A 26,747-nucleotide genomic window follows, 5' to 3' on the forward strand; every position below is an offset into this window, starting at 1 on the left:
ACTATTACAATTTTACATTTACAAAATGACGTTCCAATCCTAATTCTTTCGGGCTGAGGCCTAACGCAAGACCAATAGCCTGAGTGATAAAGATTACAGGAATGTCAGAAGGGTTACTTAAAGTTTCGTTGATAGCTCCGCGGCGCATATCCAGATTAGACTGGCACATAGGACAAGCTACAATAATAGCCTTTGCATCGCGTTCTGCTGCATCTTTCAGAATATTTCCAGATAGTTTTGCAACAAGGTCAGTGCGTGAAACCGATAATCCAGCACCACAACATTCAGTTTTGAAAGCCCAGCTAATAGGAGTTCCACCTATTAGTTTAACCATAGCATCCATGCTTTGTGGATCTTCTACGCGGTCAAATTGTAATATTTTATGTGGACGTATCAATAAGCATCCATAATAACAAGCTACTTTGTGAGCAAATGGTTTGGTTACTTTCTCCTGGATTTTGTCCATTGCATAAGTTTCCAACATTTGCAATACATTGATTATTTTAAGATCCCCACTATATGGCATCTTGATAATATCAGTAACTCGTTCTCTTTTATTATTATCTTTCAGTTCATGCTGAGTAACCATTAATCGGTTATAGCAAGCAGCACATGGTACAACTACTTCTTTTAATCCCTGTGCTTCGGCAAGAGCTAATATTCTGGCAGGAAGTGAAAGTGAGAGTTCTTCGTTCATTGAATGGGCAGCTGTTGCACCACAGCAGTTCCAGTCTTTAATTTCCACTAATTCAATGTCTAAAGCTTTGGCAATCGCTACTACCGATTCATTGTATTCGCGGGATGATCCTTTGAGTGAGCAACCCGGATAAAAACCTATTTTCATTTATTTTTAGTCTTAGGGTTATCAATCGTCTTAGAAAAAATTTCTCTAATACCTTTCTTGTCTTTTATCATTTCTGGCATTAGATTTAATTTTCCATTCAAATACATCTTAGGAGCTAATTTTACGTCTTGAGTGAGACGGAAAGTGCGAGCTTTAAACGCTCCAATTAAACCAATCTCATAAAGCCGCCCGGTGTACTTAATGGAATCAAGGAATGACTTGTGAAAAGAAATAATCGGATTTGCATCGCGATTAATTTTTTTCTTGTTGAGCGATTGCTCACGAAGATAATCCATAATTTTAGGAATATCGATTTCCATCGGACATCGACCTAAACAGTTTTCGCAGTTCAGACAAAGCCAAATCGTATTGGAACGAAGTATTCTGTCATAGTTTTCCTCTGTTCCTGTCTGCAACAGTCGCATCAAATAACTTGGCGGAAAGTTCATTTCTGAAGCAAGAACACACCCGGCTGTACACTTACCACATTGATAACAGCGCGCAACTTCTACGCCGGTATGTGAGTGTATTTCCCCGGAAATCTTGTTTTTGTTTTCCATGTTTACTTGAAAATATGATTAATTAATTAGTAAGACCGTTATTTTTACAAAGACATTTATGGCGGTCTTTAGATGCAAATGTATGCAGAAAAAAAAGAAATTTGTGTAGAAGGATTGACCTTTTTACACAAATTTCTGATGTTTTTAATCATAAAAATGACACTTTTGTGCCTGATAATCAATTAAATATTTTTTTCCTTAATTAGATATTCGGCAATTTGTACAGCATTCAAAGCAGCACCTTTTTTAATCTGATCACTTACTGTCCAGAAAGTTAGACCGTTTTCATTTGTCAGATCTTTGCGGATACGGCCTACATATACTGGATCTTTTCCTGCAATAAATAAAGGCATAGGATATTCTTTCTTTGCAGGGTTGTCTTGTAATACCAAACCTTCTCCATTTGCAAATGCTTCGCGTGCTTCTTCAATTGAAATAGGACGTTCTGTTTCAATCCATGTACTTTCAGAGTGAGCTCTTAAAGAAGGTACACGAACACAAGTTGCACTTACCTCTATATCAGAGTGCATAATCTTGCGGGTTTCATTATACATCTTCATTTCTTCCTTAGTATATCCATTGTCTGTAAATACATCAACCTGAGGAATCAAGTTGAATGCCAACTGATATGCAAATTTATCAACTGTAACTTCTTCACCAGCTAATACCTGACGATATTGTTCGTATAGTTCGTCCATAGCAGCAGCACCGGCACCACTTGCAGCCTGGTAAGTAGATACATGTACTTTTTTAATATGAGAGATCTTCTCAATAGCTTTTAGAGCTACTACCATCTGAATTGTTGTACAGTTTGGATTTGCAATAATGCCACGTGGACGATCTTTTGCATCTTCCGGATTCACTTCAGGAACTACTAAAGGAACATCTTTTTCCATACGGAAAGCGCTGGAGTTATCAATCATCACAGCACCATATTTAGTTATAGTTTCTGCAAATTCTAATGAAGTACCCCCACCGGCAGAAGTAAAGGCTATATCTACACCTTTAAAGTCGTCGTTGTGTTGTAATAGTTTGACCTCGATCTGTTTACCGCGGAAAGTGTATTTACTTCCGGCACTACGTTTGGAACCGAACAATACTAACTCATCCATAGGGAAATTTCTTTCATCGAGGACTCGTAGGAACTCTTGACCTACTGCGCCGCTTACACCAACGATAGCTACTTTCATCTTTTCTTTTCTTTAGTTGTAATTAATACCTTTTTTATCATACCTTTACAGCTGGTATGAATTCAGCTGCAAAAATATAACATTTTGCAATATTAGATGAGATAAAATGAAAAGAATTGCATTTATTATTTGTTTTTTATACTCTTTTTGTTGTTTTGTATTCGCGAACAAGCTTTTTTTTAATGAAATTTTAAATAAAACCGCTGTTTGTGAGGCAAATACTATAGAATTTGGTTCTATTATCTTCAATGAAATAATGGCTAATCCAAAGGGAATAAGCGGACTACCCGAATCGGAATATATTGAGCTGTACAACAGAACAGATAATGTTATTTCTCTTAAAAAATGCACTCTGAATTATGGAGGCAAAAAATATCTTTTGCCGGATATAACAATTGATGCTAAAAACTATATTGTTCTTTGTAATCAAAAGTACAAGGATTTATGGACTGCAAAAGGAATTTCAGTTACCGGAGTATCTTCATTCCCAGCTTTGTTAAATACGGGTAAGCTTCTTTGGCTGGAAGATGAATATGATAATCTTATCTCCTGGGTGGAATATACAGATTCCTGGTATAAGGATAATGAAAAGAAGGATGGGGGATATTCTTTAGAATGTATTGATCCCGATAATCTTTCTAATGATGCAGCAAACTGGTGTGCAACAAATGATTTTAAAGGGGGAACTCCTGGGAAGGCTAATTCTCTAAAAAAGAGTTTGCCTGATAAAGCAAAGATAGATGTTCTTTCTTCTTTTATTCAATCGTCAGATACACTAGTGATAAATTTTAGTAAACCAATGAATGTTATCTCACTTGGTCGACTAGATAATTATACTAGTTTAAACTCTGCCATTTCTTTTAATAAAGTTATTCCTGATTATCCTTGCGGAAGGAATGTGAAATTGATTCTAAACAGTTCTTTAAAAGCCGGTGAAAAAGTAGAAATTAAGTTGCATAATTTGATTGATGTTTCAGGTAATACTCTTACGTCTCCTATTACATTTAAACTTTCTATTCCTGAACAAATTGAAACAGGTGATGTGTTCTTTAATGAGGTGCTTTTTAATCCTCGCTCAGGAGGTGTTCCATATATTGAATTGAGCAATGTCTCAGAAAAAGTGTTGCCTTTTAATCAGTTGTTTCTTTCTTACCAAAAAGAGGATGGAACTCGTTCTGAACCGATCTCTTTGAATTGTACATCTGAAAGTTTCATCCCACATACAGAAATCTTCTTTACTAATAAGATTGATAAGGTTTCATCTCAATATAAATGTGATATCTCTAAAGGTATACAAATAGCAAATCTGCCAGATTTACCCAACAAAGAAGGAAAATTGTTTTTGATTTCAGCAAAAGGAGATTTTCTCGATGAAATGACTTATTCTGAATCAATGCACACTACATCATTGACGGATAGAAGTGGTGTTGCTCTGGAAAAGAAAAGTCCGGAATTACTTTCTTCCGAACCTTCAAACTGGATGTCTGCTTCTTTTTCTTCTGGATATGGAACTCCTGGTGCTCCGAATAAATGTACTATAAGTAACAATGATAAGACTGATGCTGAGTTTTGGCTAGAAAAGAAATCTTTTTCACCAGAAAGTAGTGAAAGCAATAAATTGCAGATTCGCTATCTGCTTTCTGAAGAGAGAACTGTTGCTAATATTAAAATTTTTGAAGCATCAGGTCGTGAGGTTTGTTCTTTAGGCAAAAATATAGAACTCTCAGCTGAAGGAATGATTGAATGGGACGGAAAACAAGAAGATAAAAGCACTTGCCGGGTAGGTTTATATATTGCGTACGTTGAGATGCATAGTTTAGCTGGCGCTATAAGAAAGTATAAACTTCCTTTCGCTGTGGTAAGATAAAGCGCATTGCTCTTATCATCAGAAATAGGCATGTGTGATTCTTTTTACTAACTCTTTTTTGTAATCTCCTCTTTTTTTTGTTTTTTTGTGCGAGGATTGTGAATTTAATAATATCTACCTTATGTATTTGTTTGACTTTAGCTTACAATTACCCATAACAGACCCCACCTGGATCTTCTTTTTAGTACTGGCAATAATCCTTTTTGCCCCAATATTACTGGATAGATTGCATATACCACATATTATTGGCATGATTTTGGCTGGAGTATTAATTGGAGGACACGGTTTTAATATTTTGGAACGTGATAGCAGTTTTGAGTTGTTTGGAAAAGTTGGTCTATATTATATTATGTTCCTTGCCGGTCTTGAAATGGACATGGCTGATTTTAAGAAAAATAAGAAAAAAGCATTTATTTTTGGCTTAATATCTTTTACCATACCAACTGTATTGGGAATATTTAGCAATATGACGATATTGAATTATGGAATAGTAACTTCCATATTATTGGCCAGTATGTTTGCTTCACATACTTTGGTTTCATATCCAATTATCAGTCGTTATGGACTTAGCCGGCAAAAGAGCGTAAATATTACGGTTGGTGGAACTGCTATAACTGTAATTCTTGCATTATTTGTGTTGGTAATAATAGCCGGAATGTTTAAAACCGAAGTAGATCAGCTTTTTTGGTTCTTACTTATTGCTAAAATAGCCTTGGCTTGTTTTGTTATTATTTTCTTCTTCCCTCGCATAGGTCGATGGTTTTTTCGACAGTATCAGGATAATGTGATGCAGTTCGTTTTTGTTCTTGCCATGCTTTTTCTCGGTGCTGGTATTATGGAATTAGCCGGATTGGAAGGAATTTTGGGTGCATTCCTGGTTGGATTAGTGTTCAATCGCTTGATTCCTCATGTTTCTCCGCTAATGAATCATGTGGAATTTGTAGGTAATGCTCTCTTTATACCTTATTTCCTTATTGGAGTGGGGATGATTATTGATGTGAAAAGCTTCTTCATGGAAGGCAAAGCATTTGAAGTGGCAATTGTTATGACTTTGGTTCCTTTAGTAAGCAAGTGGATTGCAGCTTTTATTACTCAGAAGCTTTATAGAATGAACTCTAACGAAAGAAGAATCATATTCGGATTGAGTAGTGCAAAGGTTGCAGCATCTCTAGCTGCAGTTCTGATTGGGCATGATATTATTATGAATAATGGAGAACGTTTGCTAAATGATGATGTTTTGAATGGAACCATATTGATGATTCTAATAACGACTATTGTCAGTTCATTTGTAACCGAACGTGCATCAAGGAAAATAGCGATCAATAATGAGGCACAAGAAAAAGTTGGAGAAACAAAAGGTGAAGAAAATATATTGATTCCAATATCTAATCCGGATAATATTGTAAATCTGGTGAATCTTGCTTTGATTATTAAGAATCCAAAAAGGAAAGACGGATTGGTTTCTCTAAATGTTGTGAATGACGATCATGGGTCTACTGTAAAGCAGGCTCAAGGCGAGAAATATCTTGAGAAATCGGCAATGATATCTGCTGCCGCTGATGTAGAAATGCACACTGTAAGCCGGTATGATTTAAATATAGCTGCGGGAATAATCCATACAATTAAAGAATATAATGTTTCTGATGTGGTGATAGGTCTTCATCGGAAGATAAACTTAGTGGATTCTTTCTGGGGTGGAACTGCAGAAAGCTTGCTAAAAGGTACTCATCGTCAGATTATGATCGCAAAATGCTTAATGCCTGTTAATACACTTCGCCGGATTATAGTAGCTGTTCCTCAGAAGGCTGAATATGAAGCGGGATTTACTAAATGGGTAAATCAGTTGTGTCGAATGGGAGAGCAGTTGGGGTGTAGAGTGCATTTCTTTGCGCATCCCGAGACACTGGATCGCCTAAAAGTTCTAATCAGCAAGAAGTTTAAAGGTTTGAGAAGTGAGTTTTCGGAACTGGTTGATTGGGATGATTTACTATTGTTAACCGGACAGGTTAACTTCGACCATCTACTAGTTATTATAAGTGCCCGTAAGGGTTCAATATCTTATGATACTTCATTTGAAAGATTACCATCTCAACTCTCTAAATATTTTTCGAATAATAGTTTACTGGTTGTTTATCCTGATCAGTATGGAGAACCTCAGGATAATGTTACATTCTCTGATCCTCGTGGACATAATGAGTCTTTGAATTATGACAAAATGGGGCAGTGGTTTTATAAATGGTTTAAGAAGAATTGATGGAAGAAAGAGAACAGCGAACTCAGCTCTTACTGGGCGAGGATAAAATGAATCGTTTGCGCAATGCCCATGTATTGGTTGTTGGATTAGGTGGTGTTGGTGCTTATGCTGCAGAAATGATTTGTCGTGCGGGTGTGGGACAAATGACTATTGTTGATGCTGATGTTATTCAACCGTCGAATATTAATCGTCAACTTCCAGCTTTAAATTCCACAATAGGGAAACTAAAAGCGGATGTTATGGCTGCCAGATTGAAAGATATCAATCCCGACTTAAAGCTCACGGTATATCCCATATATCTTAAGGATGAAAATATACCTGAACTATTAGATTCTGCAAAGTTTGATTTTGTAGTGGATGCCATTGATACGATTAGTCCAAAGTGCTTTTTGATATTCAATTCAATGAAGCGTGGACTGAAAATTGTTTCCAGTATGGGAGCAGGAGCAAAAAGCGATATCACTAAAGTTTGTTTTGCCGATCTTTGGAATACTTACCATTGTGGTTTAAGTAAGGCTGTTAGGAAACGGTTACAAAAAATGGGTATGAAACGGAAACTGCCTGTTGTTTTCAGTACGGAACAAGCCGATTCCAATGCAATTCTCTTAACTGATACCGAGCAGAATAAAAAGTCTACAACTGGAATTGTAAGTTATATGCCAGCCGTTTTTGGGTGTTATCTGGCTGAATACGTAATTAAACGAATTTAAACGATGATAAAATTAGAAGGAATTACAAAAAGTTTTGGCGATTTGCAGGTCTTAAAAGGAATTGACCTCGAGATTTCCAAAGGTGAGGTAGTAAGTATTGTTGGACCAAGTGGGGCGGGAAAAACAACTCTGCTTCAGATTATGGGAACTTTGGATAAACCGGATGCGGGAACGATCAATATGAATGGTCAGGAGATAAACCGGATGAAAGATAGAGATCTTGCTGTTTTCCGTAATAAGCATATAGGATTTGTTTTTCAGTTTCATCAGTTGTTACCTGAGTTTACAGCTCTTGAAAATGTGATGATTCCCGCATTTATTGCCGGAACTTCTACTAAAGAAGCAACAAAAAGAGCAAAAGAAATTTTAAACTTCATGGGGCTGACTGAACGTTCGTCTCACAAACCAAACGAACTTTCAGGAGGAGAGAAGCAGCGTGTGGCTGTTGCTCGTGCCTTGATTAATAATCCTTCCGTAATTTTAGCCGATGAGCCTTCCGGAAGTCTGGATACACACAACAAAGACGAATTGCATCAACTGTTTTTTGATCTTCGCGATAAGTTTGAGCAAACATTTGTAATCGTTACTCATGACGAAGGACTTGCTAAGATTACCGATAGAACTATTCACATGATAGACGGACAGATTATTTAGAAACAGATATAAGGGGCTAATCGCTCAAAGTCTTTTGAACTGAATTCTTCATATAAAGATAAATCCTTTAGACTTTTTATAGCTCCTTTTTTCTTTCTATACTCTGTTATTACTTTTGCCTGATAGAAGTTGATATAAGGATGAGCAGTTAAACGCTCAATGCTAAACTTGTTTAAGTTTAATCGATGGATTGGCCCTTTTCTGATAGTAAACCATTTGTTTAGTTCGGGCGTAATATGCGATATTTCTTGCAGCTGACTTACCTTGTAGAAACCTCCTAAAAGTTCCCGGTAAGCAATAATTCGTTTGGCAGTTCCAATCCCGATTCCAGGAATTTTTTTGAGTTCAGTAGTATCTGCTTCATCCAGACTAATAACTGTACCTTCGGGATATTTATAAAATTTCAGCGTATCACGATCTGCTTTAGCAGAGAATTGCTGAAGAGAGTCCTTCTTCTTTAAAAAGTTATTGCCAATATAAATATATGGTGCGAGCAATTTGTACTGGTCGGGCGAAAGACCATAAACTTTAGCAAAAGATTCCAGAGTTCGAAACTTGCCACCCTTAGCTCTGTAACGAAGAATGTTTCTTGCAATATAAGGTTGCAATCCTAAACGGGTAAATGTAACAGAATCGGCTGTATTAGGGTCGAATGGGGCAAGAATTATTTCTTTTTTCCTATGTATGTAATAGTCATTGAAATCCCAGTTTTTCTCTCTTTGATGTACTGATGTGATAAATCTATTATATGCTTCTTCATCCATTTCACCGTTAATCTGTGCTGATGGATTAATATATGGAACTGACCAATAAACTAGTAATGCTACAAAAATTAAAATGATAAGTGTATAGAATCCAATACGTTCTGTCTTTGTAAAGTAGAAAAAGTCTTTCCACATCTTGCGTTTTTCTTAGAGGGTTTTTAGTTAGATTTATTTTCCCGAATAATGAGAAATATAAAATGTTTTGTAATTTTGCATGTCTTCAAAATCAATTGATTATGATAAATCTTATTCGGAAATATCCATTATCTATATTCATTGTGCTGACCGTAGTCTATCTGTCATTTTTTAAGCCGCCAAGCACTCCTTTAGATCAGATTTCTAATATTGATAAGGTAGTTCATGTCTGCATGTATTTTGGTATGTCTGGTGTGTTTTGGCTTGAATACATGAGAAGCCATCGAAGTCGGTTTAAATTCATGCATATTTTTATAAGTGCTGTGATTTTTCCAATAGTATTTAGTGGTTGTATTGAACTCCTGCAAGAATATTGCACCTCGTATAGAGGAGGCGATTGGCTGGACTTTACAGCTAATTCTGTTGGCGTTATTCTTGCAGGAGTTATTGCATATTTCTTTGTCAGACCGAGATACTTTTTATAAAAAGTTTGCTCTGCTATAAGTCTTCAACAATTTGTCCCATCTTCATGCTGTTAGAGCCTTTGATAAGAATATAGCATCCTTTAGGCTTATCATCCTTGATAACTTTTACTACATCCGAAATGTTTGTAAAGCAATCATAGGAGTGCGTTGTCTGTTCGAACTGATCTCCCACAAGAATAACCTTTTCAAACTCGCAAGTATCGATGAAATCGACTATTTTTTGGTGTTCTTCAATGCTTGTGTCTCCTAATTCTTTCATATCTCCAAGGATAACGATCTTGTGCTTAGCTTCCATTTTTTTGAAATTCTTCAAGGCCGCCATCATACTTGTAGGATTAGCATTGTAAGCATCAATGATAAGTTTGTTGTCCTCAGTTTCTTTTAACTGCGAGCGGTTGTTTTGAGGTGTATAGTTTGTTAATGCATGATCAATCTTGGCAGGTTCAACGCCGAAGAAGCGACCAATAGCCACTGCTGCCAATGCATTATCAAAATTATATTCACCAATTAGCTTGGTTTGAATGTGATGAATATTTCCATCTTTTCCTGCTTTCCAGTCAAAAGCAAGGTACGGAGAGCATGAAGTGACCTTTCCGTTCACATAAAGATTCTCTGTTGTTCCGTAATTGATAAGATTTAATCCTTCAGCAATATCCATCAGGAAAGGATTCTCATTCTGAATAAATACAATCGAATTCTCTTTTTGACGTAAGAAATCGTAAAGTTCTCCTTTTGTTTTAATTACGCCTTCAAAAGAACCAAAACCTTCCAAATGAGCCTTGCCCACATTAGTAATAATGCCATAATCAGGTTCAGCAATATCAACTAAAGTCTTTATCTCACCGGGGTGATTAGCTCCCATTTCAATAACAGCCAAATCATGATGACCGCGGAGTTTTAATAGAGTAATTGGCACTCCGATATGATTGTTCAGATTTCCCTGAGTATAAAGTACATTGTGAACTTCGGAAAGTACGGCAGCTATCAACTCTTTAGTCGTTGTTTTACCGTTGGTTCCGGTAATCCCTATAACTTTAGTTCCTAGTTTCTTACGGTGATAGTTGGCAAGTTGCTGAAGAGTTTTCAAACAATCGTCAACTAAGATAATATGATTGTTATCCGGATCAGCATATTCAGCTTCGTCCACAACTGCATAAGCACAGCCTTCTGTTAAAGCCTTTTTTGCAAAAGAATTACCATTGAAATTGTCGCCTTTCAGAGCGAAAAAAATAGAATCGTCAGGGCAGTTGCGACTATCGGTTGTCACAACCGGGTATTGCAGATAAATTTGGTAAAGAGCAGCTATTGTCATATCAATAATATTTGGAAATTTCTGTATGCAAAATTAGACAAAATATTGTTATTAATAAGTGCGAGCAATAAAAAATACTTCAATTTACCTTTTCTTTGCTTATAAACTATTATAGCCTTGAGGATGAACTAGTAATTTATTGACCAGCTTTTGGTTCAAACATGTACAAGATTGAACTCAAACATGTACATGATTGGAGGCGAACATGTACATGATTGGCAAAAGACTTCTTGATTAAATGATTAGTTTATCAGGGAATGCTAGATAGTATAAACTTATTATTGTGGAAAAGATATAACGATTTAAAAAGAAGAATGAAAAATATTATGTATTTTTGCCATAAACAAATTGTAGTAAACAACAATGATTAGTCAGTCTCTTTCGAAATATATAAATGTGAATGGAAGACTTTTAGATCTTTCAACTCCGCAAGTGATGGGCGTTCTTAATGTAACTCCCGACTCTTTTTATTCAGGATGCCGTGCGCAAACAGATGAAGCTATTGCTGACCGTGCCCGACAGATTTTGGAGGAGGGCGCTTCTATTATAGATATCGGAGCCTACTCATCGCGTCCCAATTGTGTAGATATATCTCCCGAGGAAGAATTGAACAGGTTGCGATATGCATTGAAGATTTTGAATGAAGTTCATCCCGATGCGATTATATCTGTCGATACATTTCGTGCAAGCGTGGCAGAAGTCTGCGTGAAAGAATATGGAGTTGCTATTATAAATGATATTTCAGGCGGTGAAATGGATAAAAATATGTTCGATACCGTTATAGATTTACAGGTTCCATATATTATGCAACACATGCAAGGCACTCCTCAGAATATGCAAGATTCTCCTCATTATGATAATCTGATGAGGGAGACTTTCCTTTATTTCTCTGAAAAAATCCAGATGCTGCATGATAGAGGACTTAATGATATTATCCTTGATCCCGGCTTTGGTTTTGGCAAAACGTTGGATCATAATTATGAATTACTTAGTCATTTGGAAGAATTTAAAATATTTGAACTCCCTATACTCGTTGGATTGTCGCGGAAATCGATGATTACCAAATTATTGGATATTCCTACAACTGAAGCATTAAATGGAACTACTGTTACCAATACAATAGCTCTCATGAAAGGTGCGGACATTATTCGAGTTCACGATGTAAAGGAGACCGTTCAAGCCGTTAAGATTGTTCAGAAATGTAGAAATCTATAAAGAATAGTAGCATGCCTATAGAATTTGGAGTAAAAGACTTTATTGATATACTGTTAGTAGCATTCTTGCTATACTACACATATAAGCTGATGAAAGCGTCAGGTTCTATTAATGTGTTTATTGGTATACTTGTTTTTATTCTTATATGGCTTGTTGTATCGCAGATTCTGGAAATGCGTTTGCTGGGATCTATTTTTGATAAACTGGTAAGCGTGGGTGTGCTTGCTTTAATTGTTCTTTTCCAGGATGAGATCCGGCATTTTTTACTTACTTTGGGTTCGCATCAACGAACTAGCATCCTGGCAAGGTTCCTCTCTGGAAGCAAGAAAGAACAAATGGATAAAAGTGATATTGTTCCTATTGTTTTGGCATGCCTTAATATGAGTAAACAGCGAATTGGTGCATTAATTGTAGTAGAAAAAAATGTTCCTCTTTATGATACTATTCGTACGGGCGAGATTATTGATGCAAATGTAAATCAACGATTAATAGAGAATATTTTTTTCAAGAACAGTCCTTTGCATGATGGCGCAATGGTAATCAGCAAAAAACGTATAAAAGCTGCCGGTTGTATTTTGCCTGTATCACATAATCTGGATATCCCGAAGGAATTGGGGCTTCGCCATCGTGCAGCTATGGGAATTTCACAGATAACGGATGCTCATGCTGTGATTGTCAGCGAAGAAACCGGTTTTATTTCGGTTGCATATCATGGACAATTCTATTTAAGGCTTAGTGCAGAGGAATTGGAGAGTATATTAACCAAAGAAGATTAATTTAGCATCAGACTCATGTAAGGTTTCTGACGCTCAAATATTTGAAACTCTTTTGGTAATAATTCTGTTTTATATCCCATTAAAGCTTGTGTGAGTTCCTGAATACTGAAAGATTTGAAATCCTTATTTATTTCTGCTATCTCTAATTTGCCCGATTTTATCGAATAAAAAGCATTGTTCTTTTCAATAGACTCATCACTTATATTAAAGGAGACTTCAAGTTCAGGGTGCTGAATCGCATAAATCTTAAGCAGCTTTTCTGCATCAATAATTCGTGCCATTCCTAGAATATTCCCCATTTCATCGTTTGGAGGTATAATACAAGATATGTCTTTAACTTGAAATTGTTCTGCAGCAGTAAACAGAAGTGTGTCTCTTACCGAATTGTCATCAAAGAATAGCTCGGGTACATGAAGGGTATTATCTTTTACATAACAAAATAAAAGCCCTTTGATTTCTTCTTTTGACTTGACTATTAGTAATTCTCCACTTCCGAGTTTTAGATCGTCCATGATAACTAAAAAATCATCATAAGAATGTTGTATGCAGCATGGACGTTTTTTCATCTTTTCATCGAAGAAAGAGTAAACTTCTTTTTCTGAAAAAGACTGTGAAATATATTTGGATACAGTGAATTCAGAAGAAGGTTTTAATTCTTCAACTCTGAAGGTTTTATTTGAATATTCAAAAATAGGAGTATACCCCATTTTTGAATAATAGCTAAAAAGCCAATCTTCTGCAGGAATGAGCGTTGTTAAAGGGACTTCATTATCTTGCATTCGGGTAAATGACTTCAAAAGGAGCCTTTTCATCGCTCCTTTTTCTCTATGATCAGGATGTGTGCAAGCTCCGGATATGTATCCAGTAGAGATTATTTCCCCACAGAAAGTCATCGGATAAGGAAGAAGCTGTAAAGCAGAAATAACGTTTCCATTTTCCTCTATGGCAAGATTTACCTCGTCACTGTATCTTTTAGAAAAATACAGTTCAGTAAATGCTTCGTCATCTCCGAAACAAAGATTCCATAGCTTTTTGACTTCCTCCTTCATTGCATTTTATCCTTTTAATCGGGCTATATTTTTCTCTAAAAGTATGGCTGGCTGATAAGACAGCTTAGCTTTTCTCAATCCTTCTATGCCCAAATCTTCCTCACGGTTCAAGTAAACAAACTGTTCTGGTATATGTTTGGCGAATTCTTGGTTTATAACATTATATGCTCCTTCAATCTCTGTGTCAGCTTTTTCCACATGAACTCCAAAAGTTTCATGATTAATAGGCATCCCAAAAGTGAATGCAGCAATTTTGCCGTTAACGTAAAGTATACCTCCGGTTAAACCTAATTCGTCAAAGTGATTTAATGCATAAGTCAGAGATTTACGTTCATTGCCTAATCCATTTTGTTGCCCACAGTCGTTAGCCTTGCACCATTCTTCTTCCAACCTCAAACATTCACTTATACGATCGGCTGTAATAGACACATATTCATAATCGGTATATGTTTTATAGAACTTATTTGCATGATTTCGTTTCGGCTGAAATTTTTTCCCTTTTAATTCGGCTAAATCGGTGCGGAGGTAAATGTAATCTACATAATCTCTGTTTGATGAAAAGTCGAACTTGCCAGGCATTAGTTTTTCTATTTCATCTTTCATATTATTGCAAACGCCATACATCAAAAAAGATTTTCCCTCACTTGCGGCATCATCTATAATAGCCTCAAGAATCTTTTTTAAATCTCCTTCGCCAACCGGCATCATATAGGCTAGCTCATTATTCATGTGGAATTTGAATAACAAGAATCCATCAACTATGGCAAACTTTGTATCATACATAAATCGCCAGCTACATAAATTAGAGAACGAAAGATCGCAATTCTTTCTTTCGCTATTCATTGTAATAGAGGTAATAGCCTCTTTATCTTCGAGTGTTATATCTTTGAATTTTATCATATGATATCACCAACAAATTATTTGCCATTTTATAATAAGTCTAACAATCTCAATATAGTAGGAGTGAAAAGTGCTGTGAAAATACCGTTTAAAGTAAGTCCTAAACTTGCATATGCACCATACTTCCCGCTTACGTCCATAGCCGTTGATGTGCCAACGGCATGTGCTGCGGTTCCCATTGAAAGCCCTTGTGCTATGGGACTTTCTATTTTTAAAAGAGACAATATCTGAAATCCGAATATGGCTCCGAATAATCCAACGCATACCACTACTGCTGCAGTTAACGATGGTATTCCTCCAATTGTTTTTGTCACTTCCATAGCAATTGGAGTTGTGACAGATTTGGCAGCAAGCGACAAAATGACTTCTTTACTGCCACCTAGTAACTTAGCAATTAAAACTACTGAAATTACTCCAATTATGCAACCGGCTAGTTGCGAGAATAAAATAGGCCACAGTTGCTTTTTTATTTTCTCCAGTTGGAGATATAAAGGAACTCCAAGTGCTACAACTGCCGGCTTTAGCCAGAATTCAATAAATTGACCACCAAAATGGTATGTTTCGTAACTGATATTGCACAACCTTAAGAATAAAATTAATGCAGCAATTGTAAGTAATATGGGGTTGAGCAAAACCCAACCAGTCTTCTGCTGAATATATTTGGAAAAGAAATAGATTCCAAATGTTATTGCTAAAAGGAATAAGGGGTTTTCTAGATAATTCATTTTATTTTTCTCATTAATTGGTGAACCCATCCTGTGACTACAAGTACCAGAATAGTACTGATTATTGATGCAATGGCAATCGGCCAGAACTGAGCTGATATAATATCAAAGTAAAGCATTAATGCAACCCCGGGGGGCACAAAAAAGAATCCTAAATTAGCAACCAGGAAATCAGACATTCCTTTTACCCATTTCAATTTTACCCAGCCTAGTTTTAGAAAAAGTGTAAGTAACAACATCCCAATTATACTTGATGGGAGTTTTATCTCTGTGAGATAGACGGTTAATTCACCTAATGCCAAGCAACCAAACAAAATAAAGCACTGACGTATCATAATGTATCCTATTAAAAACTGATGCAAAATTAGGGATTAATTGCTCAAATAACGAAAAAAGTATCATAAATGATTAATATGAAATATAATGTTTATTGATACTCATTTCAAAAACTTTTAAATTTGTTATGATAAAAATTGATGCGTTATTGTATTTACTTTAAATATTTGTTCTTGTTTCTAAAAATAGCTAATTATAAACACTAAATTCTTTTTGATTTTGATATTAATGGTTAAATTTGCCAAACTAGTGAAATCATTGTATGAGAAGCATCATTCATTATATCGTTTTTATGTTATTTATTGCTTGCATCCTTTCTTCCTGCCGTTCAGATCGACAGTCGGATGATTATTTGGAGCATGCAGAATCTTTGTTGGATCAATATCCAGACAGCGCTTTAATTTTTCTGAATAAAATAACTCCAAAAGATTTGTCAACTGGAGAATATGCACGTTATTGTCTACTCATGACTCAGGCGAGAGACAAAAATGGCCTGCCGTTGACTTCAGATTCGTTGATCAGCGTTGCCGTTGAATACTTTAATGATAAAAAAGATCTTGATACCAAAGCAAAAACTTATTTTTATGCAGGTCGCGTAAATCAGGATATGCAGAATGCTAAGCAAGCGATGGAATATTTTCTAAAAGCAGCGGATTTCTTAGAAGATAGTAAAGATTATAAATTAAAGTATCTGATTTATTATTATTTAGGGGATCTTTATTTAAATGAAGGACTTTTTGATTCTGCTTTGAAATCGAATCGTCAGGCCTTTTATTATTCACAACTTCTTAATAATAAAGGCTATATGGCCTATGCTCTTAGAAGTATTGCTTTCGCATATTCAGGTAAAAAAGAACATCGCAATGCTTTAAAATATTATTTTAAAGTATTAAATATCCTTCCAAAATCGGATGTTAGTGCGCTTGCTATATTGTTTAATGAAATGGGTATCCAATATAATCATTTAAAGGACTATTCTCTTGCGCTTAAAACGGTTAATAAAGCTATTAGTATAAATCAGGATAGTGCTAAATTGCTATATAACTATTTTGTTAAAGCAGAGATTTATTCTAATACGCATCAATATGATTCAGCTTCTTATTTTTATAATAAAACGACACATAGCCTAGACCTTTATACAAAAACTGAAAGCTATAATAAACTATCTAAACTAGAAAGAAATCGTGGAGATATAAATAAGGCGTTGTTTTATAATGATTCTTATTTAAATTATAGAGACTCTATAGAAAGCAAATTACATGCTGATATGATTATAAAGATGCAAAATATTTATCAACATAAAAAGTCTGTTGAGAAAATACAATACCTTACTTTGGAGAAAAATCAGCAAAAGATGGTTCTTTATTTAATTAGTGCCATCTCTTTAGGTATTTTGTCTTTGTTGGCTAGTATCCTTTTATTATACAGGAGTCGTAAAGAACGACAGACTCGTGAATTGGAATTAGTAGTTCAGAAAGAAAAAGAAGAGTCACAAATAGCAAAAGCCAGATTGCAAGAGAGCGAACTGGTAAGAATACGAAAAGAAAAAGAGTTGTTGGAAAAAGAAATGGAACTCCGCACTGACTTTTTTAGCAGACTTAATAATATTACTTTTCCTTTCCTTTCAGTTCAGGAAGGAAAAGAAGGATATATCAGGTTAACACAAGAAGATTGGGAGGCAATTGTTAAGAATACAGATGCAGCTTTCGACCATTTTTCTGTCCGCCTGGCTAAATCCTTTCCCGAACTTAAAAGAGATGAAATTCTCTTCTGCTGCTTAATAAAAATGAAATTAGGTTTAAACACGTTATCCTCTGTTTACAACCTTACAAAAGATGCTATCTCAAAAAGAAAAGAACGTATTAAGAAGAATAAAATGAGAATAGAAGATGGGCGGTCGTTAGATCAATTCCTTGCCGATTTTTAGTGTTTTTAATCTCTATTTTTTTAATTTGTCCAATATTACAGTCTCAAATTATTGTTTAATTTGAGTTTAAGATATTGTATTATAGGTGATTAGCTGATGATTGAGATGTCCAACGTTTTTTTTGATTAATCAGCCTTTATCCATTATTTTTGTATCAAGCAATTTTTGAAATCGAATTTAAAAAATATTAAAAATAAGCATTATGAAAAAGTCATTATTCATTGCAATGTGTTGCTCGCTCTTTTTTGTGTCATCTTTGTATGCGGAAACTTATGACTCAAATTTAATCAATTTACAAGCAGGTCGTGATAAGAGTTTTAGACCAACATCTGTTGTAGAAACTGCAATTCCTATAACTGCAACCATTGATGTAGATTTGGTAACTCTAAGTTTTACTTCAAATTTAGGAAATGCAACTGTCACTATTGAGAACTCTTTGGGCGAAGTTGTGTATGAAAATACATTGAATGCTCAAGCCGGAACAATTCTTCCAATCTCTTTAGCTGGATCAGAATCTGATACATACTATATTGAGATTAATAGTGGTAGCAAGAAATGGTTTGGAGAATTTGATTTATAATAAAAATCAATTTAATCGATTGATTAATTAGATAGTTATTGACACTCAGTTTTAAGCGCTGACTTTTGTGAAAAAGTCAGCGGCTTTTATAAATATTAGTTTTAGTTTGGATATGAATATGACTAACATGAAATATAATATAAATAATATGTATAGTTATTACCGTAATTTAGGGAACCATATAAACTGTAAGCCTGCTATGATCTGCATGGATACGGTTCATCTTGTTAATGAAGGGATGCGAAAAGATTCGATTATAATCAATGAAATAAAACCAAATGCTACTTTGTTTCAAGGGCACGATGTTAAAGTATATCCTCGTTCTGAGGATAATTCATTGCTGATTGAAATAACCGGAATGTCTAAAAATATAAAAGCTACTGTTTATCTATTTTCTTTAGAAGGAACTTTGTTGCAAATGAACAACGTTTCACAGACTAAAACTATTATTGATGTACCTTCTATGCCAAATGGCAGATATCTTATGAATATTCAAATAGGAAAGGATATTCTTACCTGGAAAATAACTAAGCAATAGTTATTTTATATAAAATGGGATTTAGGATGTATTTTGGATAATTTTTTTAAATTTGCGGATTGTTTATTATGAAATATGATAATGAAACATCCAATCCTGTTTTTCTGTTTTTTGTTACTTTTGTTTAGTACGCTTTTCTCATGCCGTCCTAATCGCTCTTCCTATGATCTGTTGATGCGGGCTGAAACCCTTATTGATAAATATCCAGATAGTACTTTAATCTTATTACGCAAAGTTAATTCTGGTGCTTTGGATAAATCAGATAATGCACGATATTGTCTGCTTATGACAAAAGCGCTTTTTAAAAATTCTATTCCTATTGTTTCGGATTCACTTATTAGCATTGCATTAGATTATTATAATAATAGTGGAGATTCTCTTAAAAAAGCAGAGACTTACTTTTATTTTGGGCAAGTGAATGCTGATATGAAAAATTCGAAACTTGCAATGGAATCTTTATTAAAAGCGGCTGATTTTGCTTCTTATACTAGAAACTATAAATTATTATACCTCATATATTATTATTTGGGAGATCTCCATTTAAATGAATTTTTGTATGGTCCAGCTATTAAAATGCACCAAAAGGCTCTTTCTTATTCTAAATTGTTGAATGATAGTTCATACATTACTCATGCTCTAAGGAACCTTGCCATTTCGTATGCTGGTGATAATAAAAAGGATAGTGCTTTAATTAATTATTATTTAGCATTGAAGGTTATCCCTAAATCGGACACTGCAACTCTTATAGCCTTATATAATGAAATGGGAGGTGTTTATGAAAATTTGGGTAACTATACGCTAGCTATTGAATCTGTAAATAAGGCTTTAGCATTAGATACTTCTACTGAAGATCCTTGTTATAGTTATGTGACTAAAGCACATACTTATCTAAAAATGGAAAAATATGATTCTGCAATTTATTATTATAATAAAACAATATATAGTACAAATTTGTATACCCGTGCATCCTGTTATAATGGACTAGCTGAAGCATATTATGCTAAAGGGAATTCCAAAAAGGCTTTTCTGCTAATGAATACTTTTAATAAGTATAGAGATACAATAGAAAATCAAACTAAGACAGCTGCTGTTGTTGAAGTTCAGAATATATATCAGCATGGAAAAGCTAAGGAACAGATTCAAAGATTACTCTTGGAGAAGAAAGAGCAAACGATCGCTTTTTACCATTGGGGACTTTTATCCTTTATTCTATTGCTTCTATTGTCTGGTTCCTTCTTTATTTATAGAAGCCGAAATAAGAAAGAGTTATTAGAAAAAAGCAGGATGTTGCTGGAACAAGAAAATAAGTTGATTAGGATGAGAGAGAAAGAGTCTCAACTTAGAGAAGACTTTTTTAAGAAGCTTAATAAACTAAATAAAATACCTTCATTAGGGCTGAATAATGCCAAAAATAAAGAGTCGTTGTCTGATGATGTAGTAAGAATCTCCCTAACAGACCGTGACTGGGATGAGCTTATAAGAAATATTGATGTGGCTTATGATCATTTTACCGATCGATTAAAAAGAGAATATCCTAATTTAACACTCCAGGAAATTCATCTTTGCTGTTTAGTTAAAATTAAAGTTGCACGTAATGACTTAGCAAATATTTTTTGTATTACCCCTCAGAGTGTAAAAACAACTAAGTACAGAATTAAAAAAGAAAAAATGGGAATCCTTGATAGAGATATCTCCCTTGATCTTTTTCTGGAAAAGTTCTAAATATTACTTTATTGAGCATTGCTTAACTTCAATTGTTACCGTAAAAGCTATTGCTTTTTTGTTAATGTGCTCATTATTAGTAAATTGTAATTTTTATTTTGTTACCCTATTTTTTATCAATTTCTCATTTTATTCCCGAAATTTGTTTCGTACTTCAAAATATAGAACTCCCCGGGAATACTATAAATGAGCAATGGTTAGGGATTTTATAAAGTAGTGGTTGTTAAGCGAGCAATGAATTTCACTCTCCCGGGGTTCTATTTTTTTTTAGATGTATAAATCTTTGATTGAATCTTACTACTGCATTAATACTAATCAGAGATATCAAGCTAAAACAGATCTTCGATTATTCTTTTTAAAGTCACTAGAATCTAATTTGTATTCTTGTACAAAAGAATTTTTTCTTCTGTACAAATGAATTAATTGTTTTGTACAAGAGAATCTATTCTTTTGTACAAGAATACTAAAAGATTATACCAATTAATTAAAAACAACTAGAAGAAAAGAAACTTCGCCATGGCTTAGATAAAAAGTTAGAGTTGTGAATTAGCGCTAAATCGCTAGATCACCGCTAGATTAAATTAAATTGATCTAGCACCATTTTTGCATTTATTATCAGATAGTTATATGCCTACTGCTAGATTGCTAGATCAATTTGCAAAAAAAGTTTTTTGAGGAGACTTATTTTTAAAATAACCAGGATTCTTGAAAGTAAGTTTTATGTTTAGAAGGTCTATTTTATTCTCACATGGTAATTGAACAAGAGCGTCTTTTATCTGTTTTTTAGTTTATTTATTGTGCTGATATGCAGATTTAATTTGTATTTTTGTTTATACTATAAAACTTAACTCGTATACAATGGATATTGATGGAAAAATAAAAAAAGAGTTTATTCGTTTTCAACGAAATGAAATAACTGAGAGCCTGGTTTATTCCCGTCTGGCTTCTATTGAAAAAGATAGTTCAAACAAGGAAATTCTTTTGAATATAGCTGCAGATGAGGTTGCTCACGGAAAAGTCTTTCAGAAATATACAAAAGAAAGTCCAATCCCTAACAGATGGAAGATATTCAAATACTATTGGTTAGCTCGTTTCTTTGGATTAACATTTGCTTTAAAATTGATGGAGTCTAGTGAATCAAATGCTCACAAAAACTATGACCGGTATGCAAGCTTTCCGGAATTACTTCGTCTAGGTCGTGAGGAAGAAGAGCATGAAAAGAAACTTATTGGTCTTATCAATGAAGAACGGCTGGAATATATGGGCTCGGTTGTACTTGGATTAAATGATGCCTTGGTAGAGTTTACTGGTGCTTTAGCCGGATTTACTCTTGCTTTAAGTGATTCAAAGCTTATAGCCTTAACCGGAAGTATTACGGGTATTGCTGCCGCTCTTTCTATGGCTTCATCAGAATATCTTTCTACAAAATCAGAAGATAGCAATGACAAGCATCCTGTTAAGGCTGCTATCTATACAGGCTTTGCATATGTTGTTACAGTAGTTGCTTTGGTTCTACCTTTTATTATATGTTCCAATGTTTTAGTTGCACTTGGAATTATGCTTGTTGCTGCATTAATTATAATTGCTATATTTAATTATTATTATTCTGTAGCCAAAAGTGAAAGCTTTAAAAAGCGATTTATGGAAATGGCGATATTGAGTTTTGGGGTTGCAACAATTAGTTTCTTAATTGGCTATTTATTGAAAAAGTTTACAGGCATTGAAGTTTAATCGTCTTAAATGCCTTTTTTATTCTTTTTAATGTTAAAGTATGCAACTTTAGTGCCTTGATTGATTAATTTATATCCTATTTTGTAATGTTGATATTGCAATTATGTGTAATTTTGCAGAGTGAAAGTCAATTACTTCGATATCAGAACATATAAATATATTATTCAATCATGGATTTAATTAATGAAATTATTGCGCGGGCGAAAGCTGATCGTCAGCGTATTGTTCTTCCGGAAGGAACAGAAGAACGCACTTTGAAAGCTGCTGATCAGGTTTTGGCTGATGGGGTAGCAGACATTATTCTTATTGGTAACCCAGAAGAAATTAATGGTCTGGCTGCTCAATGGGGTCTTAAGAACATTGACAAAGCAACAATTATTGATCCGGCAAGTCATTCAAAGAAAGAGCAATATGCAGAATTGCTTTGCGAACTTCGTAAGAAGAAAGGAATGACAATTGAAGAGGCTCGTAAGTTGGTTCTTGATCCATTGTATTTGGGATGCCTTATTATTAAGAATGGTGATGCAGACGGTCAGTTGGCTGGTGCTCAGAATACAACTGGTAATGTACTTCGTCCTGCTTTGCAGATTATTAAGACAGCTCCTGGTATCAGTGTAGTTTCTGGTGGCATGTTGTTGATTACTAAAGCTAAAGAATACGGTAAAGATGGTCTTTTAGTGATTGCCGATGTTGCTGTTTTACCAAATCCAACAGCTGAAGAACTTGCACAAATTGCGGTAGCTACAGGCAGAACTGCTCGTGTGCTTGCAAACGTAGAACCAAAAGTTGCAATGTTGAGCTTCTCAACTAAAGGAAGTGCAAAACATGAAATGGTTGATAAAGTTGCTGAAGCTACTCGTTTAGCAAAAGAATTAGATCCAGAAATGCAAATTGATGGTGAACTTCAGGCCGATGCAGCTCTAGTACCTTCTGTAGGTAGTAGCAAAGCTCCGGGAAGTGCAATTGCAGGACAAGCTAATACATTAGTTTTCCCATCTCTTGAAGTTGGAAATATTGCTTATAAACTTGTTCAACGTTTAGGTGGTGCAGAAGCCGTAGGTCCAGTTCTTCAGGGTATGGCTGCTCCGGTAAACGACCTTTCTCGTGGTTGCTCAGTTCAGGATATTTATAGAATGATTGCGATTACTGCTAACCAAGCTATTGGAGCAAAGAAAAAATAAAAGAATTCAGTTATGGCAGAAATGATAAAAGAACCAATTGAGAGCTATGGACTAAGTTCCAAAGATCGTAAGAAAACGTTGTTTTCAAAGATTGGTATTGTAGGATGTGGAAAAGAAGGCTCTAAAATAGCTACTATAGCTGCTACTGCAGGTATTGAAGTTGTATTCCTGGAAGTAAACGATGATAAGATTCAAAAGGCATTTGACAGAATTGCCGGCGAACTTGATATGCGTATTGCTACATGGGGACTTACTCAGTCTGAAAAGAAATCTATTCTTGGACGTGTTAAGAGCTCATTGACTTTTGATGCGTTCAAAGGTTGTGATTTCGTGATAGAAGCAGTACGCTATGATGAAAATGGCGAAAGAAGCCTTAATCACCGTAAGGAGATCTTTAAAAATCTGGAAGCAGTACTAAGTGAAGATGCTATTATAGCATCGAATGCTTCTTCTGTGGTTATCACAGAATTGGCCTCTGAACTTGAACATAAAGAGCGTTGTGTATGTTTACATTTTGTTATGATGCAGCCACAGAGCCGTGTTATGGAAATAGTTCGCGGACTTTATACTTCGGATGATTGTTATAATAAGGTATGCCAGTTTGCAAAACTGATTAGCTATGATTATGTAACAGTTGAAGAATCTGCAGGATTAGTTTGCAACCGATTATTCTTCATATTGTTGAATGAAGCTTGCGCTATTCTTCAGGAAGGTTTAACAACTCCTATTGAGATTGATTCAATCATTAAGTTTGGTTTGGGACAAAGACAAGGTGTATTTTGCATGGCCGACCAAATGGGGATTGAGAAAATAGTTCCTCAGATGGAAGATCTTTACAAAGAATTTGGTTCTTTGAAATATAAACCATCTCCATTATTGCTTCGATTAAATCGTGCTAAACGCTGGGGAGTAAGTACAGGCATGGGTTTCTATGCTTACGACCAAGAAGGGAACCGTATTATTAGTGAGAACGAGTAAAAGTAAAAACTATGAAGATATTAGTACTCAACTGCGGTAGTTCATCCATCAAGTATAAGTTGTTCAATATGGACACTAAAGAAGTGATGGCGCAGGGTGGAATAGAAAAAATTGGATTAAAAGGTTCCTTCCTTAAACTTACCCTTCCTAATGGAGATAAGGTTATGTTAGAAGGAGAAATATTGGAACATACAGCAGGTATTGAATATATTCTCGGCGTTTTAGTCAGTGAAAAATATGGTTGTATCAAGTCATTGGATGAGATCAATGCCGTAGGTCACAGAGTAGTTCACGGAGGTGAAAAGTTTAATAAATCAGTTTTAATTACTGATCAGGTTATTGAAAAGATTGTAGAGTGTATAGATATTGCTCCACTTCACAATCCACCTAACTTGAAAGGTATCCGTGCTGTTTCGGAATTAATGCCAAATGCACCTCAGATTGCTGTCTTTGATACAGCTTTCCACCAGACTATGCCAGATTATGCTTATATGTATGGTATTCCTTATCAGCTTTATAAGAAATATGGTATCCGTCGTTATGGTTTCCATGGAACTAGTCACCGTTATGTTTCAAAACGTGTATGTGACTTCCTTGGTATTTCTCAGGAAGGACAACGTATCATTACTTGTCACATAGGTAACGGTGGATCTGTAGCTGCTATTAAAGATGGTAAATCTATGGATACTTCTATGGGATTTACTCCTGTAGAAGGTTTATTGATGGGAACTCGTGCCGGAGATATTGATGCCGGAGTTGTTTCTTATATCATGGACAAAGAGATGATTGGTACTTCTTCTATTTCAACCTTACTTAACAAACATAGTGGTGTTTTAGGAGTGTCAGGAATTTCTAGTGATATGCGCGAGCTAGAGGCTGCTTATGAAGCAGGCAATGAACGTGCAATTCTAGCTGAAGAGATGTATTTTTACCGCATTAAGAAGTACATTGGTGCTTATGCAGCTGCTTTAGGTGGTGTTGACATCATTGTATTTACAGGTGGTGTTGGTGAAAATCAGGCATCATGTCGTTCAGGTGCTTGCCGTGGACTTGAATTTATGGGAATTTCTTTGAATGAAGAATTAAACAATAAAGTTCGTGGTGAAGAAGTGATTATCAGCAAACCTGATTCAAAAGTGAAGGTTCTTATAATTCCTACTGATGAAGAGTTTATGATTGCTTCAGATACTATGGAAATTTTGAAAGGCGAATAGTAATAAGTGCTCTAGATATAAAAGAAAAGAGGTATAGTCTTTAATGAACTATACCTCTTTTTCTATGAAAGATAATTCTTTATTATTTTAAATCCTTAACTTCCCAACCAAGAGCACTTGCTCCAAGAACAGCTGCGTCTGAATCTTTAAGTTCTGAAACAAGAAGTTTTGCTTTTCCTTTGAAAATGTTCAAAACATTATCATTAAGAGCTTTTTCAACAGGTTTCATGATGTAATCGCCTGATTTAGCTAACCCACCAAATAAAACGATAGCCTCAGGGCTTGAGAAAGCAACAAAATCAGCTAATGCTTCACCTAATAGATGACCAGTAAATTCGAAAATTTCCTGAGCTAATTTATCACCTTTTTCTGCAGCATCAAATACATCTTTTGATGAAATTTCTTCAGCAGGGATATTACGCAATAAACTTTCGTCTGAACGAGCAATTAAAAATTCACGAGCTGTACGTGCTACACCTGTTGCTGAGCAATAAGTTTCCAAACATCCTTTACGTCCGCAACCACACATTCTTCCATTTTCACGGCGAATGATAGTGTGTCCAAGTTCACCGGCAAAGCCATCATGTCCATAAACCATCTGTCCGTTAATAACAATTCCGCTACCAACTCCGGTTCCAAGAGTAATCATGATAAAGTCTTTCATACCGCGAGCTGCACCATAAGTCATTTCGCCAATAGCAGCTGCATTAGCATCGTTTGTTAAAGCTGTAGGAATACCAATTCTTTGTTCAAACAATTCTGCTAAATGAATAACACCTTTCCAAGGAAGATTAGGAGCAAACTCAATAGTTCCGCTATAATAGTTTCCATTTGGAGCTCCAACTCCGATACCTTTTATTTTTTCAGCTCCACCTTCTGATTCAATAAGAGGAAGCAGTTTTGCACAAACAGCATCAACGTAATCTTCAACTTTATCATAGGCCTGAGTCTTTACAGAGTCGCTGCACAAGATAGTACCACGTGCATCTACAATGCCAAAAACGGAATTAGTTCCACCTATATCAATGCCTACAACGTAGGGCTTTTCCATACCTGAGATCATTATTTTTTTGTTTAAAGGGTTAATAACTAAACTACAA

Annotated in this window: 25 protein-coding genes; 15 read left to right on the forward strand and 10 right to left on the reverse strand. The window is 35.1% G+C overall.

The features are described from left to right. Positions 1-4 precede the first annotated feature (4 nt). The 3 genes from BUC21_RS07445 to BUC21_RS07455 all read right to left on the reverse strand — a co-directional run bounded on the left by BUC21_RS07445 (position 5) and on the right by BUC21_RS07455 (position 2,594). A complete protein-coding gene (locus tag BUC21_RS07445; RefSeq protein WP_073400794.1) occupies positions 5-844 on the reverse strand; it encodes a CoB--CoM heterodisulfide reductase iron-sulfur subunit B family protein in 840 nt (279 codons plus the stop codon). Then, positions 841-1,404, reverse strand: a complete 564-nt coding sequence (locus tag BUC21_RS07450; protein WP_073400796.1) for a 4Fe-4S dicluster domain-containing protein — start codon at positions 1,402-1,404, stop codon at positions 841-843. The genes BUC21_RS07445 and BUC21_RS07450 overlap by 4 nt, the downstream gene beginning before the upstream one ends. Positions 1,405-1,586: 182 nt before the next feature. Continuing rightward, complete coding sequence (locus BUC21_RS07455; RefSeq protein ID WP_073400798.1) at positions 1,587-2,594, reverse strand: aspartate-semialdehyde dehydrogenase; 1,008 nt, start codon at positions 2,592-2,594, stop codon at positions 1,587-1,589. Positions 2,595-2,700: 106 nt separating this feature from the next. On the opposite strand from BUC21_RS07455, the gene BUC21_RS07460 reads away from it, so the two are divergent. From BUC21_RS07460 to BUC21_RS07475, 4 genes are all read left to right on the forward strand, one after another. Then, positions 2,701-4,461: a lamin tail domain-containing protein gene (locus tag BUC21_RS07460; RefSeq protein ID WP_073400800.1), complete on the forward strand. Its 1,761-nt coding sequence runs from the start codon at positions 2,701-2,703 to the stop codon at positions 4,459-4,461. Positions 4,462-4,582: 121 nt separating this feature from the next. Continuing rightward, the gene (locus BUC21_RS07465; RefSeq protein ID WP_073400802.1) at positions 4,583-6,715 is read left to right on the forward strand and encodes a cation:proton antiporter; all 2,133 of its coding nucleotides are present in this window, start codon (positions 4,583-4,585) and stop codon (positions 6,713-6,715) included. Next, positions 6,715-7,425 carry a tRNA threonylcarbamoyladenosine dehydratase gene (locus BUC21_RS07470; protein WP_073400804.1) on the forward strand — a complete coding sequence of 237 codons (711 nt, stop codon included), beginning with the start codon at positions 6,715-6,717 and terminating at the stop codon, positions 7,423-7,425. The genes BUC21_RS07465 and BUC21_RS07470 overlap by 1 nt, the downstream gene beginning before the upstream one ends. Positions 7,426-7,428: 3 nt before the next feature. Continuing rightward, positions 7,429-8,079: an ABC transporter ATP-binding protein gene (locus tag BUC21_RS07475; RefSeq protein WP_073400806.1), complete on the forward strand. Its 651-nt coding sequence runs from the start codon at positions 7,429-7,431 to the stop codon at positions 8,077-8,079. Here BUC21_RS07475 and BUC21_RS07480 read toward each other — a convergent pair. After that, entirely contained in the window at positions 8,076-8,978 is a 903-nt protein-coding gene (locus BUC21_RS07480) for a ComEA family DNA-binding protein (protein ID WP_073400809.1), read from the reverse strand. The genes BUC21_RS07475 and BUC21_RS07480 overlap by 4 nt on opposite strands. 101 nt (positions 8,979-9,079) lie before the next feature. Here BUC21_RS07480 and BUC21_RS07485 point away from each other — a divergent pair, with 101 nt between their 5' ends. Beyond that, positions 9,080-9,463 (forward strand): VanZ family protein, encoded by a 384-nt coding sequence (locus BUC21_RS07485; RefSeq protein ID WP_083547636.1) that lies wholly within the window; start codon positions 9,080-9,082, stop codon positions 9,461-9,463. Between the two features lie 13 nt (positions 9,464-9,476). Here BUC21_RS07485 and BUC21_RS07490 read toward each other — a convergent pair whose 3' ends face one another. Further along, positions 9,477-10,775, reverse strand: coding sequence for a UDP-N-acetylmuramoyl-tripeptide--D-alanyl-D-alanine ligase (locus BUC21_RS07490; RefSeq protein ID WP_073400813.1), 1,299 nt, complete (start codon positions 10,773-10,775; stop codon positions 9,477-9,479). 363 nt (positions 10,776-11,138) lie between these two features. Between BUC21_RS07490 and folP the strand changes: the two genes are divergently transcribed. Next, on the forward strand, positions 11,139-11,990 hold the full coding sequence (gene folP, locus BUC21_RS07495; protein ID WP_073400815.1) for a dihydropteroate synthase: 852 nt from the start codon (positions 11,139-11,141) through the stop codon (positions 11,988-11,990). Positions 11,991-12,001: 11 nt separating this feature from the next. Further along, positions 12,002-12,766: a diadenylate cyclase CdaA gene (cdaA, locus tag BUC21_RS07500; RefSeq protein WP_073400816.1), complete on the forward strand. Its 765-nt coding sequence runs from the start codon at positions 12,002-12,004 to the stop codon at positions 12,764-12,766. On the opposite strand, the gene BUC21_RS07505 is transcribed toward cdaA, so the two are convergent. From BUC21_RS07505 to BUC21_RS07520, 4 genes are read right to left on the reverse strand one after another with little or no spacing between them, the layout of a single operon-like run. Continuing rightward, the gene (locus BUC21_RS07505; protein ID WP_073400818.1) at positions 12,763-13,815 is read right to left on the reverse strand and encodes a GNAT family N-acetyltransferase; all 1,053 of its coding nucleotides are present in this window, start codon (positions 13,813-13,815) and stop codon (positions 12,763-12,765) included. The two genes, cdaA and BUC21_RS07505, sit on opposite strands and share 4 nt — an antisense overlap. Before the next feature lie 6 nt (positions 13,816-13,821). Beyond that, positions 13,822-14,715: a DUF2156 domain-containing protein gene (locus BUC21_RS07510; RefSeq protein WP_073400820.1), complete on the reverse strand. Its 894-nt coding sequence runs from the start codon at positions 14,713-14,715 to the stop codon at positions 13,822-13,824. 29 nt (positions 14,716-14,744) lie between these two features. After that, positions 14,745-15,440 carry an LrgB family protein gene (locus BUC21_RS07515; protein ID WP_073400944.1) on the reverse strand — a complete coding sequence of 232 codons (696 nt, stop codon included), beginning with the start codon at positions 15,438-15,440 and terminating at the stop codon, positions 14,745-14,747. Then, a complete protein-coding gene (locus BUC21_RS07520) occupies positions 15,437-15,775 on the reverse strand; it encodes a CidA/LrgA family protein (protein ID WP_073400822.1) in 339 nt (112 codons plus the stop codon). Before BUC21_RS07520 ends, BUC21_RS07515 begins: the two co-directional genes overlap by 4 nt. Positions 15,776-16,146: 371 nt before the next feature. On the opposite strand from BUC21_RS07520, the gene BUC21_RS07525 reads away from it, so the two are divergent. The 8 genes from BUC21_RS07525 (at position 16,147) to BUC21_RS07560 (ending at position 25,647) form a co-directional block, all read left to right on the forward strand. Further along, a complete protein-coding gene (locus BUC21_RS07525) occupies positions 16,147-17,703 on the forward strand; it encodes a tetratricopeptide repeat protein (RefSeq protein ID WP_139261326.1) in 1,557 nt (518 codons plus the stop codon). 202 nt (positions 17,704-17,905) lie between these two features. Continuing rightward, positions 17,906-18,283, forward strand: a complete 378-nt coding sequence (locus tag BUC21_RS07530) for a DUF3244 domain-containing protein (RefSeq protein ID WP_073400826.1) — start codon at positions 17,906-17,908, stop codon at positions 18,281-18,283. 67 nt (positions 18,284-18,350) lie between these two features. After that, on the forward strand, positions 18,351-18,821 hold the full coding sequence (locus tag BUC21_RS07535) for a T9SS type A sorting domain-containing protein (RefSeq protein WP_175550494.1): 471 nt from the start codon (positions 18,351-18,353) through the stop codon (positions 18,819-18,821). An 81-nt stretch (positions 18,822-18,902) separates the two neighbouring features. Further along, positions 18,903-20,543 (forward strand): tetratricopeptide repeat protein, encoded by a 1,641-nt coding sequence (locus BUC21_RS07540; RefSeq protein WP_073400830.1) that lies wholly within the window; start codon positions 18,903-18,905, stop codon positions 20,541-20,543. Positions 20,544-21,401: 858 nt separating this feature from the next. Beyond that, complete coding sequence (locus BUC21_RS07545; RefSeq protein WP_073400832.1) at positions 21,402-22,274, forward strand: VIT1/CCC1 transporter family protein; 873 nt, start codon at positions 21,402-21,404, stop codon at positions 22,272-22,274. A gap of 167 nt (positions 22,275-22,441) precedes the next feature. Further along, positions 22,442-23,455, forward strand: a complete 1,014-nt coding sequence (gene pta, locus BUC21_RS07550) for a phosphate acetyltransferase (protein ID WP_073400834.1) — start codon at positions 22,442-22,444, stop codon at positions 23,453-23,455. 12 nt (positions 23,456-23,467) lie between these two features. After that, positions 23,468-24,433 carry a 3-hydroxyacyl-CoA dehydrogenase family protein gene (locus BUC21_RS07555; RefSeq protein ID WP_073400836.1) on the forward strand — a complete coding sequence of 322 codons (966 nt, stop codon included), beginning with the start codon at positions 23,468-23,470 and terminating at the stop codon, positions 24,431-24,433. Between the two features lie 11 nt (positions 24,434-24,444). Beyond that, complete coding sequence (locus tag BUC21_RS07560) at positions 24,445-25,647, forward strand: acetate kinase (protein ID WP_073400838.1); 1,203 nt, start codon at positions 24,445-24,447, stop codon at positions 25,645-25,647. 82 nt (positions 25,648-25,729) lie between these two features. Here BUC21_RS07560 and BUC21_RS07565 read toward each other — a convergent pair whose 3' ends face one another. Beyond that, positions 25,730-26,710: an ROK family protein gene (locus BUC21_RS07565; RefSeq protein ID WP_073400840.1), complete on the reverse strand. Its 981-nt coding sequence runs from the start codon at positions 26,708-26,710 to the stop codon at positions 25,730-25,732. Between the last annotated feature and the right edge of the window lie 37 nt (positions 26,711-26,747).

The organism is Bacteroides luti, from assembly GCF_900128905.1.
Taxonomy (GTDB): domain Bacteria; phylum Bacteroidota; class Bacteroidia; order Bacteroidales; family Bacteroidaceae; genus Bacteroides; species Bacteroides luti.

What these genes read in the sequence shown, in the direction of transcription:
- BUC21_RS07445 (WP_073400794.1), bottom strand. Translation starts at nt 844, where the DNA reads ATGAAAATAGGTTTTTATCCGGGTTGCTCACTCAAAGGATCATCCCGC.
- BUC21_RS07450 (WP_073400796.1), bottom strand. Translation starts at nt 1,404, where the DNA reads ATGGAAAACAAAAACAAGATTTCCGGGGAAATACACTCACATACCGGC.
- BUC21_RS07455 (WP_073400798.1), bottom strand. Translation starts at nt 2,594, where the DNA reads ATGAAAGTAGCTATCGTTGGTGTAAGCGGCGCAGTAGGTCAAGAGTTC.
- BUC21_RS07460 (WP_073400800.1), top strand. Translation starts at nt 2,701, where the DNA reads ATGAAAAGAATTGCATTTATTATTTGTTTTTTATACTCTTTTTGTTGT.
- BUC21_RS07465 (WP_073400802.1), top strand. Translation starts at nt 4,583, where the DNA reads ATGTATTTGTTTGACTTTAGCTTACAATTACCCATAACAGACCCCACC.
- BUC21_RS07470 (WP_073400804.1), top strand. Translation starts at nt 6,715, where the DNA reads ATGGAAGAAAGAGAACAGCGAACTCAGCTCTTACTGGGCGAGGATAAA.
- BUC21_RS07475 (WP_073400806.1), top strand. Translation starts at nt 7,429, where the DNA reads ATGATAAAATTAGAAGGAATTACAAAAAGTTTTGGCGATTTGCAGGTC.
- BUC21_RS07480 (WP_073400809.1), bottom strand. Translation starts at nt 8,978, where the DNA reads ATGTGGAAAGACTTTTTCTACTTTACAAAGACAGAACGTATTGGATTC.
- BUC21_RS07485 (WP_083547636.1), top strand. Translation starts at nt 9,080, where the DNA reads ATGATAAATCTTATTCGGAAATATCCATTATCTATATTCATTGTGCTG.
- BUC21_RS07490 (WP_073400813.1), bottom strand. Translation starts at nt 10,775, where the DNA reads ATGACAATAGCTGCTCTTTACCAAATTTATCTGCAATACCCGGTTGTG.
- folP (WP_073400815.1), top strand. Translation starts at nt 11,139, where the DNA reads ATGATTAGTCAGTCTCTTTCGAAATATATAAATGTGAATGGAAGACTT.
- cdaA (WP_073400816.1), top strand. Translation starts at nt 12,002, where the DNA reads ATGCCTATAGAATTTGGAGTAAAAGACTTTATTGATATACTGTTAGTA.
- BUC21_RS07505 (WP_073400818.1), bottom strand. Translation starts at nt 13,815, where the DNA reads ATGAAGGAGGAAGTCAAAAAGCTATGGAATCTTTGTTTCGGAGATGAC.
- BUC21_RS07510 (WP_073400820.1), bottom strand. Translation starts at nt 14,715, where the DNA reads ATGATAAAATTCAAAGATATAACACTCGAAGATAAAGAGGCTATTACC.
- BUC21_RS07515 (WP_073400944.1), bottom strand. Translation starts at nt 15,440, where the DNA reads ATGAATTATCTAGAAAACCCCTTATTCCTTTTAGCAATAACATTTGGA.
- BUC21_RS07520 (WP_073400822.1), bottom strand. Translation starts at nt 15,775, where the DNA reads ATGATACGTCAGTGCTTTATTTTGTTTGGTTGCTTGGCATTAGGTGAA.
- BUC21_RS07530 (WP_073400826.1), top strand. Translation starts at nt 17,906, where the DNA reads ATGAAAAAGTCATTATTCATTGCAATGTGTTGCTCGCTCTTTTTTGTG.
- BUC21_RS07540 (WP_073400830.1), top strand. Translation starts at nt 18,903, where the DNA reads ATGAAACATCCAATCCTGTTTTTCTGTTTTTTGTTACTTTTGTTTAGT.
- BUC21_RS07545 (WP_073400832.1), top strand. Translation starts at nt 21,402, where the DNA reads ATGGATATTGATGGAAAAATAAAAAAAGAGTTTATTCGTTTTCAACGA.
- BUC21_RS07555 (WP_073400836.1), top strand. Translation starts at nt 23,468, where the DNA reads ATGGCAGAAATGATAAAAGAACCAATTGAGAGCTATGGACTAAGTTCC.
- BUC21_RS07560 (WP_073400838.1), top strand. Translation starts at nt 24,445, where the DNA reads ATGAAGATATTAGTACTCAACTGCGGTAGTTCATCCATCAAGTATAAG.
- BUC21_RS07565 (WP_073400840.1), bottom strand. Translation starts at nt 26,710, where the DNA reads ATGATCTCAGGTATGGAAAAGCCCTACGTTGTAGGCATTGATATAGGT.